General features: G+C 64.4%; 13 protein-coding genes. 4 read left to right on the forward strand and 9 right to left on the reverse strand.

The window, feature by feature from the left end:
- Nucleotides 1–19: 19 nt before the first annotated feature.
- On the forward strand, nt 20–601 hold the full coding sequence (locus tag IEI94_RS11275; RefSeq protein ID WP_191167410.1) for a cytochrome b: 582 nt from the start codon (nt 20–22) through the stop codon (nt 599–601).
- On the opposite strand, the gene IEI94_RS11280 is transcribed toward IEI94_RS11275, so the two are convergent.
- The 5 genes from IEI94_RS11280 to IEI94_RS11300 all read right to left on the reverse strand — a co-directional run bounded on the left by IEI94_RS11280 (nt 598) and on the right by IEI94_RS11300 (nt 8,708).
- Nucleotides 598–1,947, reverse strand: a complete 1,350-nt coding sequence (locus tag IEI94_RS11280; RefSeq protein ID WP_191167411.1) for a TolC family outer membrane protein — start codon at nt 1,945–1,947, stop codon at nt 598–600. The two genes, IEI94_RS11275 and IEI94_RS11280, sit on opposite strands and share 4 nt — an antisense overlap.
- On the reverse strand, nt 1,947–3,302 hold the full coding sequence (locus IEI94_RS11285) for an HlyD family type I secretion periplasmic adaptor subunit (RefSeq protein WP_191167412.1): 1,356 nt from the start codon (nt 3,300–3,302) through the stop codon (nt 1,947–1,949). The genes IEI94_RS11280 and IEI94_RS11285 overlap by 1 nt, the downstream gene beginning before the upstream one ends.
- Nucleotides 3,299–5,047 carry a type I secretion system permease/ATPase gene (locus tag IEI94_RS11290; protein ID WP_191167413.1) on the reverse strand — a complete coding sequence of 583 codons (1,749 nt, stop codon included), beginning with the start codon at nt 5,045–5,047 and terminating at the stop codon, nt 3,299–3,301. Before IEI94_RS11290 ends, IEI94_RS11285 begins: the two co-directional genes overlap by 4 nt.
- Before the next feature lie 228 nt (nt 5,048–5,275).
- Nucleotides 5,276–5,890 (reverse strand): heme acquisition protein HasA, encoded by a 615-nt coding sequence (locus IEI94_RS11295; protein WP_191167414.1) that lies wholly within the window; start codon nt 5,888–5,890, stop codon nt 5,276–5,278.
- A 100-nt stretch (nt 5,891–5,990) separates the two neighbouring features.
- Nucleotides 5,991–8,708 (reverse strand): TonB-dependent receptor, encoded by a 2,718-nt coding sequence (locus tag IEI94_RS11300; protein WP_191167415.1) that lies wholly within the window; start codon nt 8,706–8,708, stop codon nt 5,991–5,993.
- Nucleotides 8,709–8,900: 192 nt separating this feature from the next.
- Between IEI94_RS11300 and IEI94_RS11305 the strand changes: the two genes are divergently transcribed.
- Nucleotides 8,901–9,305 (forward strand): NUDIX domain-containing protein, encoded by a 405-nt coding sequence (locus IEI94_RS11305; protein WP_318153392.1) that lies wholly within the window; start codon nt 8,901–8,903, stop codon nt 9,303–9,305.
- A gap of 33 nt (nt 9,306–9,338) precedes the next feature.
- On the opposite strand, the gene IEI94_RS11310 is transcribed toward IEI94_RS11305, so the two are convergent.
- The 3 genes from IEI94_RS11310 to IEI94_RS11320 form a co-directional block, all read right to left on the reverse strand.
- Nucleotides 9,339–9,947 (reverse strand): biliverdin-producing heme oxygenase, encoded by a 609-nt coding sequence (locus tag IEI94_RS11310; RefSeq protein WP_191167416.1) that lies wholly within the window; start codon nt 9,945–9,947, stop codon nt 9,339–9,341.
- Between the two features lie 10 nt (nt 9,948–9,957).
- Nucleotides 9,958–10,956 carry a FecR family protein gene (locus tag IEI94_RS11315; protein WP_191167417.1) on the reverse strand — a complete coding sequence of 333 codons (999 nt, stop codon included), beginning with the start codon at nt 10,954–10,956 and terminating at the stop codon, nt 9,958–9,960.
- Nucleotides 10,957–11,049: 93 nt separating this feature from the next.
- Nucleotides 11,050–11,556 (reverse strand): sigma-70 family RNA polymerase sigma factor, encoded by a 507-nt coding sequence (locus IEI94_RS11320; protein ID WP_191167418.1) that lies wholly within the window; start codon nt 11,554–11,556, stop codon nt 11,050–11,052.
- 158 nt (nt 11,557–11,714) lie between these two features.
- On the opposite strand from IEI94_RS11320, the gene IEI94_RS11325 reads away from it, so the two are divergent.
- The gene (locus tag IEI94_RS11325; RefSeq protein WP_224750086.1) at nt 11,715–12,227 is read left to right on the forward strand and encodes a methylated-DNA--[protein]-cysteine S-methyltransferase; all 513 of its coding nucleotides are present in this window, start codon (nt 11,715–11,717) and stop codon (nt 12,225–12,227) included.
- A gap of 4 nt (nt 12,228–12,231) precedes the next feature.
- Here IEI94_RS11325 and IEI94_RS11330 read toward each other — a convergent pair whose 3' ends face one another.
- Nucleotides 12,232–13,164 (reverse strand): DMT family transporter, encoded by a 933-nt coding sequence (locus IEI94_RS11330; protein ID WP_191167419.1) that lies wholly within the window; start codon nt 13,162–13,164, stop codon nt 12,232–12,234.
- A gap of 97 nt (nt 13,165–13,261) precedes the next feature.
- On the opposite strand from IEI94_RS11330, the gene IEI94_RS11335 reads away from it, so the two are divergent.
- The gene (locus IEI94_RS11335) at nt 13,262–14,236 is read left to right on the forward strand and encodes a LysR substrate-binding domain-containing protein (protein WP_191167420.1); all 975 of its coding nucleotides are present in this window, start codon (nt 13,262–13,264) and stop codon (nt 14,234–14,236) included.
- Nucleotides 14,237–14,260: the final 24 nt, after the last annotated feature.

The following is a 14,260-nucleotide window of genomic DNA, read 5'->3' on the forward strand; positions in this document are numbered from 1 at the left end:
ACGCCTGGAAACTTGAGTGATGGCATCACCCACCAATCGCTGGCGCGACACACCGGATCGCTACGGCCTCGTCAGCCGCCTCCTCCACTGGCTGACCGCCGCGCAGGTGACGCTGCTATTCGCCGTGCTGCTGGCCTGGAAGGGCGTCGGTGAAAGCCCCGTCACGCTCTTTTTGGCAAAGATCGGCCCCCACGGCTCCCTCGGCGCCATGCTGCTGGTAACGACGCTGCTACGCGCAATCTGGGCCTACCGCCAACGCCATCACCGACCGCCCCGCCCAGAAGGATGGGCTGGCGTAGTGGCGCGCTGCGTGCACCTGGCCTTCTATGCGCTGTTGATCCTGATTCCGGCGATGGCCATCCTGCGCCAGTATGGCCGCGGCGGCCCGCTGATCTTTTACGGCAAGGAGCTGATGCCGGAAGCGGAGCGCCATATCGCCTGGATGGTCGCCCCCGCCGACCTGCTGCACAGCACCCTCGCCTGGCTGCTGCTGGGGCTGATCGCCGGCCATGTGGCGATGGCGCTGGCCCATCGCCTATGGCTCAAGGATGGCATCCTGGCGCGCATGCTGGGCAACCCCAGCCCCCAACAGGACACCTAACCTGCAGCAAAGGCCCCCGCCACCCGGTCGATATCGCCCTTATCGAGCACCCCCGCCTGCCAGCGCAGCGAGAGCCAGGCCAGCAGGTAGTCATAGCGGGCGCGGGCCAGGTCGCGCTGGGCTTCGACATGCTGCTGTTCGGCGTTGAGGGCATCGAGGCTGGTGCGCTCGCCGCCGAGGATGCTGCGGCGGGTGGCGTCCAGGCGCGCCTCGGCGGCGGCCACGGCGTCGCGGTAAGCGTTGATGCGCCGCTGGCTGCTCAGGGTCATGCGGTACTGGCGTTCGACGTCATTGAGCAGCTCAGCGATGGCGCCGTCGAGCTCGAAACGGGCCTGCTCCAGGGTGTCGCTGGCCTGCCGGCTGGCGGCGCGTACGCGTCCCCCCACGTAAAGCGGCACCTGCACCTCCACGCCGATGCTATCGGTGTCGTAGCGCTGCCCCACCTGGTTCTCGGCGTTGGAGTCGGTGATCTGGCTGCGTGCCACCAGCCGCACGCTGGGCAAGTGGCCGGCGCGCTGCTGGTTACGCTGCTGCCGGGTGGCTTCCAGCAGGCTGCGCTGGGCGGCAAGTTCGGGGTTATGGGCCACGGCGCGCTCGCGCCACTCTTCCAGGGGCGGGAGGTCGGGCGCTTGCATCAGCGCGGCGTCGCTCAGCGGCGCCAGTTCCGCGGCGGGCGGGTGGCCGATCAACACCGCCAGGGCGTTGCGGGCATCCTGCCAACGGTCCTCGGCCTCGATCAGCTGCGCCTCCACCAGCCGTCGCTGCGCCTCGATCTCCATCTGGTCGGTGCGGGTGCCCTCGCCGCCTTCCACGAAGCGCCGGCTGCGCTCGGCCTCCTCTTCCAGGGCACGGCCATGGGCGCGGACCAGGGCCACCTCCTCCTCGGCATAGAGGGCTTCGGTATAGGCCTGCAGCACCCGCACCGCAAGCGCCTGACGCGCCCGCTCCAGGGTCAAACCGGCGGCCTCGGCCCGCGCCTTGCCCTCGCGGTACTGGGCGAAGGCCGCCGCATCGAACAGCGGCTGGCTCAGGGTGAAGCCAGAGGAGTAGCTGGAGTACTCCAGATCCTGACGGGTGGTTCCCGCGACGGTGTCCTGGCGAATCTCCGCGTCGTTGCGCATGCGGGTATAGCGGTAGCTCAGATTGGGCAGCAGCGCGGCACGCCCCAGCGCCCGCTCGTGGCTGCCCGCGGCGCTCTCGCTGCGAGCCGCCTGCCAGGTCGGGTCGTGCTGCAGCGCCAGCTCGTAGGCCTGGCGGAAATCCAGCTCCATGGCGGGCAGGGCCAGCAGTCCGAACCCCGCCCCCAGCAGCCAGGCGGCGAACACGCGGCAAACCAGCTTATCCATCAGGCATCCCCCCAGGCGGTGCGAGCGCGATCCAGCAGCGGCTTGAACAGATAGTTGAGCAGCGTACGCTCGCCGGTGCGCACGAAGGCTTCCACCGGCATCCCGGCGCGCAGGGCGTCGCTGCCCAGCCCCTCCAGGGCCGGCGCCGCCACCGCTACCTGAATGCGGTAGTAAGGCTCGCCGCTGCGCTCATCGACCAGGCGGTCGGCGGAGACCTGGGTCACCTCGCCAGCCACCCGAGGAGTGGTGCTGCGCTCGAAGGCGGTGAAGGCCAGCTCCACCGGCAGCCCGGCGTGCACCCGGTCGATATGCTCCACCGGCAGCTGGCCCTCCACCAGCAGCGGCTCATGCTCGGGGACGATCTCCATCAGGCGGCCGCCGGGCGCCACCACGCCGCCTTCGGTGTGCTGCGCCAAGCCCACCACGATGCCTGCCGTCGGGGCACGCAGTTGGGTATGCACCAGATCGAACTCCGCCGAGGTCAGGCGGCCGGCCAGCTCACGCATGCGGGAGCGTGCCTGGGTCAAGGCTTCGCGTACATCGCGCTGATACTCGTCACGGCGCTGGGTCATGCGCAGCTCGAGCTCGTCGATCTGGCGCTGAGTCTGCTCCAGGGTGCCGCTGTCGGCGACCAGCTCCCCCTGCAGCTGGGCATACTGGCTCTCGATCTCCAGCAGGCGATTGCGCGGGATATAGCCCTCTTCCGCCAGGCCGCGCAGGTTGTCGCGCTGCTCGCCCAGCAGCTCCTGGCGCAGGCGCTTCTGCGCCAGTGAAGATTCGAGCCCGGTGGCCTGCGCCCGCTGCCCTGCCAGGCTGGCCTCCAGCCCCGCCAGCTCCGAGGCGAGCGAGGCCTGGCGACTCTCGAACAGCTGGCGGTGTAGCGCCAGCACGGTCAGCAGCTCGGGATCTGCCTGCTCGGTCAATTCGGCGGGGTAGTCAACGCTGGCGAGGCCGTCGCGCTCCGCCTCGAGGCGGGCGATCTCCGCCAGGGCGGCGCTGTACTGGCCGCTCAAGACCTCCACCTCGCTGGTATGGCGGGTCGCATCCAGGCTGACCAGCACCTGGCCCTGGGTGACGCGGTCGCCCTCGCCGACCCACAGGCGCTCGACGATACCGCCGCTGGGATGCTCCACCGCCTGACGGTTGCCCGACACCACCACGGTGGCGGGTACCGCCACGCCGTTGTCCAGTGGCGCCAGGGCCGCCCACACCACGAAGCCCGCAAAGCCCACTAGCAGCAGCCAACCGCCCAGGCGACGCGGGCGACGCCGCTGCTGCGCCATCGCCTGCCAGTCCGGAGTAGTCGCAGCGGTGTCGGGCTCGGCGCCACGCGCCGCATCGGTAGATAACGTCATGCGCTGCGCTCCATCTGGTAGGGGCTATGTGACATCAGGGCCGCACCGCTGGCAGCGGCCTGACGTGACGCCCCCGCCTGCAGTACCTCCTGGGTCGTGCCGAAGGTCGCCTGCCGGCCGCCCTTCAATGCCAGTAGATGTGTGGTGGCCTTCAGCACCTGAGGCCGATGGGTGATCAGCACCACCGTCACCTTGCGCTCACGCAGCCACTCCAGGGCCGCCAGCAGCGCCTGCTCGCCGGCCTCATCGAGGTTGGCGTTGGGCTCGTCGAGCACCACCAGCGACGGCGGGCCGTAGAGCGCCCGCGCCAGGCCGATGCGTTGCCGCTGGCCACCGGAGAGTCCCACGCCGCTATCGCCCAGCGGCGTGTCGTAACCCTGGGGCAGCGACAGGATCAGCTCATGCACCCCAGCCGCCTTGGCGGCGGTGATGACGTGCTCCGACTCGGGCTCGGCAAAGCGCGCGATATTCTCCGCCACGCTGCCGGCGAACAGCTCCACGTCCTGGGGCAGGTAACCGATATGCGGCCCCAACTGGGCCTTGTCCCAGTGCTGGATGGCGGCGCCATCCAGCCGCACCGTGCCCACCTGGGGCCTCCACACCCCCACCAGCAGCCGCGCCAGGGTCGACTTGCCGGAACCGGAGGGGCCCACCACTCCCAGCGCGTCGCCCGCCGCCAAGCGAAAGTCGATCTGCACCAGGGTCGGTTTGCGCCCTCCGGGCGGCATCGCGCTGACGGTCTCTACCGCCACCTCGCCCCGCGGCGCTGGCAGCGCCATGCCCGTTTCGCGGGCAGGATGCGCCTCCAGCAGCCCCGCCAGACGCTGATGTGCCAGCCGCGTGGTACTCCACTGCCGCCAGGCGTTGATCACCTGGTCGATGGGCCCCAGCACACGGCCCATCAGGATCGACCCCGCGATCATGGTGCCAGGGCTGATGACACCGCCCACCGCCAGCCAGGCGCCCAAGCCCAGCACCAGCGACTGCAGCGCCACGCGCAGGCTCTTCGACGCCGCGGTGATCAGCGCCGTGCGCTCACTGGCCAGCCCCTGCAGGGCGACGAAGCCGCCGTGCAGCCGCGCCCAACGCCGCGACAGCGCACCCAGCATGCCCATGGCTTCGATGGCCTCGGCATGGCGCAGCTGCGCCTCGGCGGTGCTGGCGGCCTGCACCGACAGGCCGCCCGCTTCGCGCAACGGCGGCTGGGATAGTCGCTCGTTCAGCCACGCCAGGCCGACCAGCAGCACCGCTCCCACCAGTGCCAGGCAGCCGATCCAAGGGTGGAACAGGAACATCACCAACAGATAGAAGGGGAACCAAGGGGCATCGAAGAAGGCGAAGATGGCGTTGCCGGTGATGAACTGGCGCAGCGAATCGAGATCCCGGGTAGCCTGGCCGGCCTGGGCGCCCTGCCCGGCCAAGCCGCGCTCGAAGGCGGCGGTATAGACCCGCTCGCCGAGGCGCTCATCCATCCGCTCGCCGACCTGGATCACCATTAGGCTGCGCACATACTCCAGCGCCCCCATCAGCGCCAGCAGCCCCACCGCCATCAGCGTCAACAGCAGCAGCGTGGTGGTGTTGCCCGAGGCCAGCACCCGGTCATAGACCTGCAGCATGTAGAGCGGCGGCACCAGCATCAGCAGATTGATCACTGCGCTATAGACGCCAACGCTGCGAAAGCCGCCGCGATAGGCCCCCAGCGCCTGGCGTATTTCGTTACGCGGCTGACCGCGCGAAGGTTTCATGATGGGCTGCCCCTATCGGATGAGTCGTGAAAACCCGACGAATCCCTTTCGGGGACTCGCTTGCGTATTCGATTTCACTCATCGCAGGGTCACGGTAGCCAGGCTTGACATCGTGCCGCCGCCGGCGACAATGCCAAGGCACCGCGCCCCGGGCCCAAGGCCCGTGGCGCGGTGATCAAAGGTTGCGGCAAGGGGACTCCCCTTGCCTTTTTTATTATGTGGCGATGCTCAGGCAGCCAGGGCGAAATCGACGTCGCTGGTATCGGCCACGCCGGTGGTAGAGACATCTCCTGCCAGGCCCGCCAGTTCCAGATCGGCGAAGGTAGAGTTCACCGACAGATTGTAGCCATCGAGAATCTCGTTGATGACGCCCTCAAGAGCGGTGGTGTCACCCCCCATCAGGCCCCATACCACTTCATGGACGATATTGTCTTGGCCTTCGCTCAACTCGCCGAACAGGCCAAGGCCGCTGAGGTCGAGATGCGTTTCATCAAGTGCGAAGTTACCATCACCGGTCGACTGCCAATCCTCCAAGTCGGCACCGAACGCCAGCGAGTCCAGTGAACCATACAAAGTATGGAAAGGCAGATCACCAAACAGCGTATAGGTGAGCTCGTTGCCATCCGCCGCACCGGCAATAAACGAGAAATCTTCGATATCGCCAAGCTCGGAGGCAACAGCGTACTCGGTGCCCTGCAGCGGCCCCGGGAAGGTATCCTCGCTATTGAACCAGCTGTTGTACTCGTGGCCATCCTGAGCAAAGAAGTCACTAAAGTCGCTGAAGAAATCCGCCAGCGTGCTGGAAGCAGTAAGGTTACCGCCATACTCTACAAAGAAGGACATGTTTACATCTCCTGTATTGCCTAGTTGAATGGAGCAGCAATATGCTCCGCTATTCTGACCACCGGCGAGCCGGCGGTCGGAATTCTGGTGTTTACCTCCATCAGAAGCGGTACTCGGCCCCTGCTATTACCGTTCGCCCCGGTGATGGACTCAAGACTTGAACATCCCCCATGGGAATGCCGTAGGCTTCGTCACGCAGGTTATCCACGGTCAGGTTGAGTCGTAGATTCTCCGTCGGGGTATAAACGGCATAGAAGTCGGTGACGTTATACGGCTGAATGGTCCCATCACGAGTGGAGTTATAAACGCCTACATCCGAGCGCAGCTGCTTATGCCCCGAGGAGTAGCGATGGCGCAGGCCGACATCCAGACGCTGGTTAAAGGCTCGAGTGCCCAACTGCAGCGTATAGACCTGCCGCGGTGGCAGGGGATAATAGAATAATCCAACACGATTGCATGTTGTGTCATATCTTGGGTTGTTCGAGGGAGAACAACTGTTTCCGCCGAGAGTATTCGCGTCATAAACCAAGTTGGAAGACATCTCAGTATCGGTATAGCTTGCCCGGCCATACACCCTGCCGGTGTCGTAGCTCAGCTCGACCTCGAATCCCTCGCTGTCCACTGGCGATTCGACATTGACAAAACCCACGAGTTGAAGAGAAGTCCTGCAGAGTTGATTGGTTCTGGGCGGGCAGATCCCTGCCATTCCCATGAAGTCCTCGGTACGGGTAGTGAAGTAGCTGACTTTGGCACGCAGGCGGTCGCCATCGAGGAACAGGTCATCGAACATCAGGTTGCTGCCCACCTCCCAGGTCTCCGAACGCTCCGGCCCGAGATCGGGACTGGGAAAGACCCGGGTTCTATCATTTACATAGAGATGGTCACCACCCGCCAGGGCCTGGGTGATCGTCGGTGGCCGCCAGCTCTTGCCCCAGTTGGCGTAGAGCTGCCAGGGCTCGAAGGGCTTGATCGCAATACCAAGATTGGGCGAGAAGGCGCCCTGTGACGATTCAGCTTCGGCGCTCTGTTCGCGCTGGCCTGCTGGTAAAAGCGGGTTTTCATATTCCGCTTCTCCCGTCAGTTCATAGTGGTCGTAGCGTAAGCCGGCTTGCAGGGTAAGCCACTCATTGTGCTCGAGGCTCAGTGAGTTGAAGACGTTGCTGAGCCAGCGCTCGCCCTCGGGGTTCATGCGCTCCAACCCACTAGCATAGTCGGTATTGGTCTCTCTCGATCCCGAGGCGCGGGGCGACGTCTCGTCTTTGCTAATATCGAAACCATAGTTCCAGGTCACGTCGAAGCCGGGGATAGTAAAGCGGGCGTTGTTCTCCGCGGTTATCCCATAGGTCTCGGTGCGGGTCCGCGAGTTAAAACCACCGGGCATGAGTGGCTTTGCGAAATCCGGTAAATCTTCGAAACGGTCAGGATACTCCTGATCGTTGCGGGTATCGACATAGTAAAGTCTGGTATCCAGTGCTAGCCAATCGCTATCGGGACGCCATTCATGACCGATGGAGAAGGTGCTTGTCTCGACCTTATTGCTGGTAGGGAAAATGTCAGCATCTGGGTGGCTATAGCCGAGGCTAGACGATGCCGTATCGAACTCAAACTCGCTACGCAGCGCGCTCAGGCTCAGGCGCTGGGTGTCGGTGAGACGGAAGCCCCCCTTGAGCAAGCCACTGCGCCGCTCTTGACGCGTGATAGCCACGAGATCCCCTTCGTTTTCGTAGCCTTTGTTAGTAGGGTTGCTATAGCTGTAATTCACTCGCCCATACTGCCCGCGGCTGCCTGCCCTGAATTCCCCCTTCCGCATCTGGCTATAGCCGGCCAGTAACTCGACGTCATTACCGGCTCTGAAACCAGCTACCACACTGCCATCGTAGTCGTTGCCCTGGCTGTACTTGCCTATCCCGGTGGAACCGCGCAGCCTCACGCCTCGCTCTTCGCCCTCGGCGATAATGTCATCGACGCCCACGGTACGGAAATTGGCGCTGCCAGCAAGCGTGCCGCCACTACCCAAGGACGCAGATGGCCCCTTTTCGATGATGACATCGCTAATGAATTCGGGATCGATAAAGGCTTCACCGTTGCGCTGTTGGTGACCACTGATCGCATAGTTCTGCCTCGCACCGTCGACCATCATATTGACCCGACCGAAGTCCTGCATGCCGCGAATATTGAGCGCCAGGCCCGGCGTCTGATAATTCATCGAGGCATTGACCCCCGGCGTCTCCTGGAGGATTTCCGCGATATGCCGGGGAGGGTGTCTATCGATCTGCTCGCGGGTGATCACGTTCACCGAGCGCGCTTCGTGGTAGACCCAGTCGTCACCAAGGCGGTCGGCTTCGACCGTCAAGGTGCTGAACTCGATTTGATCGTCTACGCTGGTCATCGTTGCCGGCTGCGGCTCGACGATTTCCGCGGTGCGGTGGTTGCGGTACTCGATCTCCAGCCCCGTGCCACTCAGCAGGCTGCGCAGCGCCTCATCGGCGGTCATCTCGCCGCTAATGGCCGGTGCCGTGGCATCAATGGCTCGGGCATCCGGACGCAGTACCGAGATATTGGTGATGGCGGTAAACTCGCCTAACGAGTAGAGCAACGACTGTTCGGGCAGATCGAAGCGGTAACGCTGCTGGGCAAGCGGCTGGTTATCGCCCAGCTCCGACACTTCGCGACTCTCCCCCGACTGCCCATGGGCCTCGCGCAACCCGACGAGCGCCACGAAAATCGCCAGCATCGCGACGATTCCCACCACCTCGGCGATCTTGCGATAGTGGCTTTTCCCCGCGCCGGGCAGCCTCCTCCTCTGTCCATGCTGCATATGAAGTTCCCCCTCCGCACTGCAATTTATTGAATGATTGTGCTTCTCATTCAAACAACGTCCGAGGCAGAGGGATTCCTCAACGATTCGAGAAAAAATGTGTGAAATAGCGGCGAAGCAGAGAGCGCTTCAGCGTTACGCTAGGGTGGCAGGCCAAGGCTCGGGGGGGCTCGAGCATCAACGGAGGACAGTGTGCCGAAAACGATACAAGCCGCTTGCGCCGTCATTCAGCGTGAGGATGGCGCCATCCTGATGATAAAGCGCCTCAACCCGCCCGAAGCGGGCTTATGGTCCGTACCCGGCGGCAAAGTCGAGCCTGGGGAGAGTTTGCCTGCCGCCGCCGCCCGCGAGGCGTTCGAGGAGACGGGGTTGCACGTCGATGTTGGCCAACGTCTCTGGACGGCGCAGTTGGCCTTGGATGATGACCTCGTCTATGAGCTGCATGACTTTGCCGCGATCCCCACCGGCGGCGTACTACAAGCCGGTGACGACGCTGCCGACGTCCGCTGGGTGCCGGCCAGCCAGTTAGGCAGCCTGCCGATGGTCCCTGAACTGCTCGATCACCTACGCGCCGCGGGACTGGCTCCCCGCCTGTAGCTATCTCGTTGTCTCTACCGCGCGGTTGAGATATCAACGAACCAGCGGACGAGCCAACGCTTCAACATAGGCAAAGGCCTCCTTGGCTCCTGCGATCGCCTCGGCGATATCGGTCTCGGTCAGCGCTATCGCATCCAACTGCTGGGTAAAGTTGCGCCAGTGCAGGCCGCGGCCGTCGTCACTAGGCGCCAGGTGGCGAGCCCCATAGCTGGCAGACAGCCCCAGCTCGGCGGCGCGCTTGAACAGAAAGGCCGCCCCCAGATTGGAACCCTCGTTAACGTATAACCAACCCAGCAGATGAGACGGCGCCTCACTTAGCGGTACCTCAGTCGACCTGGCCTCGGCCCGCTGTTCGGCGTCGACACCTAGATCCTGGCAGTCGCCTACCACGGCGGCATATCGGCAGCGCAGGGTCAGGTCGAAGATCCAGTCGGCCAGCTGCGGATGTCGATAGCAGGGCAAGCAACGCTGCTGAAAGCCATATTGAACCCTCAAGAAGCGGGCATAGCCCTCCAGGTCGTCGAAGGGGCGTAACGCCATGATCGAGTGATCGACCCGCTCATGCTGCTCTCGGGTGGCATGCTTGAGACGCTTGCTGAGCGGTTGAACGGTCGTCTGTTCCGGAGGAGTCACTGTTTCCATGAGGGCCTCATCATAGGGAAGGGAGATCTTGGTGGGAGGAGTACGCCGGCGACGCCAGCCAGGTAGCCCCTGGCAGCCGCCTGACGGTTATCCCCAGGCTGGTTTCCAGGGCGTCGAGAATGGCGTCGGGATCATTGGCGGGAAAGCTGCCGGAAAGTCGATAAGCCCCTGCCTCATCGCCGCTGACCACCACGCGCCCCGGCAGCATGCGCTCGAGCTGCACGGCCACCTCGTCGAGCGCGGTCTGGTCGAACAGCAGCTGGCCGCGGGCCCAGGCGAGGCGGCTTCTGGCATCGACCTCGCTGGGCATGCCAAGCGCTGAAGCGTAGTGGAGCTCGACCTCCTGATTGGCACCCAGCACCACCCGTTCGTTACTTGCGGCACCCTGACCATGGGAGACCACAACACGCCCCTCCTCCACGGTGACGCGCACGTCATCGGCGCGACGCTCTACGGCAAAGCGCGTACCCACTACCTGGGTTCTCACCTCGCCGGCCAATACCGAGAACTCACGCAGCGGCTCGCTCACTACATCTACCCAGAGCCGACCACGGCGCAGCGTCAGCTGCCGCCCACCATCCGTCATCTCGATATCCACGGCGCTATCGGCATCGATAAACAGCCGGGTGCCATCTTCCAGCGTCACCTGCTGACTATGCCCCGGGGCCGTGGCCAGGTCGGCCATCCACCTGTCGAACAGGCCGGGATCGCGCCAGGCGCCGAAACCGAGCAGTAGTGTCAGCAACAGGCACGCTGCAGCGGCCCATGGCCAGGATTGCGTAGACGACGATGGGCGGGCACTCGCCTCACGCTTGGCGAGCAGCTTGGCCGGCGCTTCCACCGCCTGCCATAGTTGCTCCGCCTCTGCGTAGGCGTCTGCATGTCGCTCGCTCTGCGCCAGCCACGCCTCGAAGGCGCGCCGATCCGCCTCGCTGGCCGAGGGGTCTCGCAGGCGCAGAAACCATTGCATGGCCTCATCGTCGAGCGTTTCCTGGGAAGGCAACGCCACCTTGGAACATTTCCTCATCGCACGATCATCACTGTTTCGGCACTTGGCACTTGTGGTTGTCTTTTCTAATAACGCGTCAGCTACCGGACTCCCTCATTCTTGATCATGTCGGCGCTGCCATTCGCGGCAGGCCCGCATCGCTCGCATCATCTCCTTCTCCACGGTGCTGACCGAGACACCGAGGCGCTCGGCGATGGCGGCATAGGTCTCGCCCTCGACACGATTGAGCAGAAAGATTCGCCGCGTGCGAGCCGGCAATGCCTCCAGCGCCGCCACCAGGTAGCCCCATCGCTCCAGCGTGGCGGCGATCATCTCGGGGCTGGGGTGAGCGTCATCCCGCTCTTCTGCCTGAGCCCCCTCTTGATGACGCTGACGGACCTTCTGGGCGCGCAGATGGTCGAGCGCCAGATTGTGCGCGGTACGGTAGAGCAGGCCTACGGAATCATCGTCTCTCGGCTGGCGATGCCACAGCTTGACGAAGGTATCCTGGGCCAGGTCTTCGGCTTCGGCCTCGTTGTCGACGATACGGTTGATCCGCTTGACCAGCCGCGGTCGTTCCCCGAGGAACATCTTCAGCAGTGAGCGTGGTGAGGTGGGCATAAGGCAGGTAAGCATCACGTAGCGATGACATCGGTAGCGACACATCATGAAACAAACGAGACGCATTATCAAAAATGAGTCATGACAGCATCGTGGACCTGCAGGCTTTCCTCATGCACCATCCATAAGTGACTGCTCGCATTTCGCAGAGGATGCCCATGCCGCTTGCCGATGCTTCCCCGACCGATTTCATGGTGGATTACTACCGCCCTCCCTGTGCCGATGCCCTGGGTCTGATCCGACTCCGCGCCAGTGACGAGGGGCTCACCAGCATCGAGTTCGTCGCCAGCGAAGACGCTGCTCCCCAACCGAGCACACTGACGACGCTGGCCAAGCAGCAGCTCGAGGAGTACTTCAGCGGCGCTCGCCGGGACTTCGACCTGCCGCTGGCACCGCAGGGCACCGACTTCCAGCGCCGCGTCTGGGAGGCGCTGGGCACCATCCCCTTCGGCGAAACCCGCTGCTACGCCGAGATCGCCGAACAGCTGCGCTGCAAGGGCGGCCAGCGCGCCGTGGGGGCGGCCAACGGCAAGAATCCCATCTCCATCGTGGTGCCCTGCCACCGGGTGATCGGCAGCGATGGGCGACTCACCGGCTACGCGGGCGGCATTGGCCGCAAGCAGTGGCTGCTGGCCCACGAGGCGGGAGAGGTGCCGCTCGAGCTGATCTGACCCATTAGAGGGTCACGATCAATAACCCCACCAAAAGCCCCGCACCGCCCACCAGGAAATTGATCGTCAGCGGCTCGCCGAGCAGCAGAGCGCCAAACAGCACCCCGAATATCGGCGCCAGCAGTGAAAAGACGCCCAACTGCGAAGCGAAATAGCGCTTGAGCAGCGCAAACCAGAGCAGCAGCGCAGCCAGCGAGATCCCCAGCGTCTGGAAGGCCAGGCTGGCGACCACGGCACCGCTTATCTGGATGCGGCCAAGATCGCCGAACAGGGCGGCCGCGGGCAGCAACAGGAGCCCTGCGACGGCCAGTTGGTAGTAGAGCGTTTGCAGCGGAGGCGCCTCAGCGAGGGAGGAGCGGCGTATCACCAATGTGGTCGCGGCCCAGGAAAGGCCGGCCAGCAGCCCCAGGATATCGCCGCGCAAGATATCGGCGGCATTCTCGATCCCGGTGTCGGGCGCCATGGCAAAGACCATCCCGCCAAAGGCCAGCCCGATGCCCATCCACTGCCGCCGCGTCAACTGCTCACCCGGCACCAGCCAGTGCAATCCCAGGGCGGCAAACACCGGCGCCGTATAGAGAAATACCGACATATGCGATGCCAGGGTGTAGTTCAGCCCCCACGCAACGAAGGTGAACTCGGCGCTAAACCCCACGCCCACCAGCAGGCCGGGGAGCCAGTGGGCACGCATATCGGCCAGCCGGATGCCTTGCCAATGCACCAGGGCCGCCACCAGCAGCGCCGCGAGAGAGGAGCGTAGGGCCACCTGTGCCAGCGGCGAGATATCCGCCGCCACTATCTTGATCGCCACCTGCTGAAACCCCAGCGCCAGGCAGAACAGCACCATCAGCATGCTGGCCTGCAGGTCCAGGTGGCAGCGGATCGGCGCAGCACCCTCAATAGCCACAGGATTACTCAACGGCTGGGCATCTCGCATAACACCTCCTCAATGGCAGTTAATGCTCAGTTGAGCATTTGCCATGGGAGCGACCAACCGATTAATGTGACGACCTAGGATCAGGAAAACTCACTCTATGAAGATCGAACGCCTCCCCTTGAACGCCTTGCGAGCCTTCGCCGAGGCGGCGCGTACGGAGAGTTTCAAGAGCGCCGCCGGTCGCCTGGGCGTGACTCCCGGCGCGGTCAGCCGGCAGATCAAGCAGCTCGAAGAGCGCCTCGGCATTAGCCTCTTCGCCCGCCACGCCAATGGGGTGCAGCTGAATGAGGCCGGGCGGCAGTTGGCGAAAGATATCGACAGCGGCCTGGAACGGATTGCCGCGGGTGTGATGGCCGCACGCCAGCATGCCCATCAGGCGCCGCTACTGACGCTCAGCGCGCCGCCATCCTTTATGCAGCTGTGGTTACTGCCCCGGTTGGCGGAGTTCGACGCTACGCTGGGCGGCCTCGATATCTCCCTGGATGCCAGCCAGTCGCTCACCACCCCCGCTTGGCAGGGCGATGGCGCCCGCCTGGCGATTCGCTACGGCCGCGGCCCCTGGCCGGAGGCGAACAGCCACCGACTATTCGACGACGAGCTGTTTCCCGTCTGCGCCCCCTCTCTGCTCGCACAGTACGACCGTCCCCTGCAGCCGGCCGACCTGACCAATCACCGCTTGCTGGAGGTCACCTGGGAGTCGCTCCAGGGGATCGCTTTCCCCGGCTGGCAGGCATGGCTCGATGCCGCCGGCGTCGGCGACAAGGTAGCGCCACCGCAACACCGCTACTCCCTGTTCAGCATGGCCCTGGACCAGGCCATCGCCGGGCGGGGCATCATGCTGGCCAACCACCCTATCGCGATGGATCGGCTCGATAGCGGCGTACTGGTGCGCCCCTTCGGCGAGCGCCATGTGCTCCCCTCACCGCTGACCTACGACCTGCTGACGCCCCCTAGCGGCGAGGCGCCACCTGCGGTGGCACGCTTTATCGACTGGCTGCTGGCCGAGGCCGCTGCGTTCGACCGGGACGCGCATGCGAACTCTAATACACCCGCGCATTTCACCGCCTACTGATTTGCGGCACCATGAGGCCTTGCC

This window comes from Halomonas sp. ML-15 (genome assembly GCF_014779595.1).
Taxonomy (GTDB): domain Bacteria; phylum Pseudomonadota; class Gammaproteobacteria; order Pseudomonadales; family Halomonadaceae; genus Franzmannia.

Excerpts from the sequence above, each read along its gene's own strand:
- IEI94_RS11275 (WP_191167410.1), top strand. The coding sequence starts at position 20 with ATGGCATCACCCACCAATCGCTGGCGCGACACACCGGATCGCTACGGC.
- IEI94_RS11280 (WP_191167411.1), bottom strand. The coding sequence starts at position 1,947 with ATGGATAAGCTGGTTTGCCGCGTGTTCGCCGCCTGGCTGCTGGGGGCG.
- IEI94_RS11285 (WP_191167412.1), bottom strand. The coding sequence starts at position 3,302 with ATGACGTTATCTACCGATGCGGCGCGTGGCGCCGAGCCCGACACCGCT.
- IEI94_RS11290 (WP_191167413.1), bottom strand. The coding sequence starts at position 5,047 with ATGAAACCTTCGCGCGGTCAGCCGCGTAACGAAATACGCCAGGCGCTG.
- IEI94_RS11295 (WP_191167414.1), bottom strand. The coding sequence starts at position 5,890 with ATGTCCTTCTTTGTAGAGTATGGCGGTAACCTTACTGCTTCCAGCACG.
- IEI94_RS11300 (WP_191167415.1), bottom strand. The coding sequence starts at position 8,708 with ATGCAGCATGGACAGAGGAGGAGGCTGCCCGGCGCGGGGAAAAGCCAC.
- IEI94_RS11310 (WP_191167416.1), bottom strand. The coding sequence starts at position 9,947 with ATGGAAACAGTGACTCCTCCGGAACAGACGACCGTTCAACCGCTCAGC.
- IEI94_RS11320 (WP_191167418.1), bottom strand. The coding sequence starts at position 11,556 with ATGCCCACCTCACCACGCTCACTGCTGAAGATGTTCCTCGGGGAACGA.
- IEI94_RS11325 (WP_224750086.1), top strand. The coding sequence starts at position 11,715 with ATGCCGCTTGCCGATGCTTCCCCGACCGATTTCATGGTGGATTACTAC.
- IEI94_RS11330 (WP_191167419.1), bottom strand. The coding sequence starts at position 13,164 with ATGCGAGATGCCCAGCCGTTGAGTAATCCTGTGGCTATTGAGGGTGCT.
- IEI94_RS11335 (WP_191167420.1), top strand. The coding sequence starts at position 13,262 with ATGAAGATCGAACGCCTCCCCTTGAACGCCTTGCGAGCCTTCGCCGAG.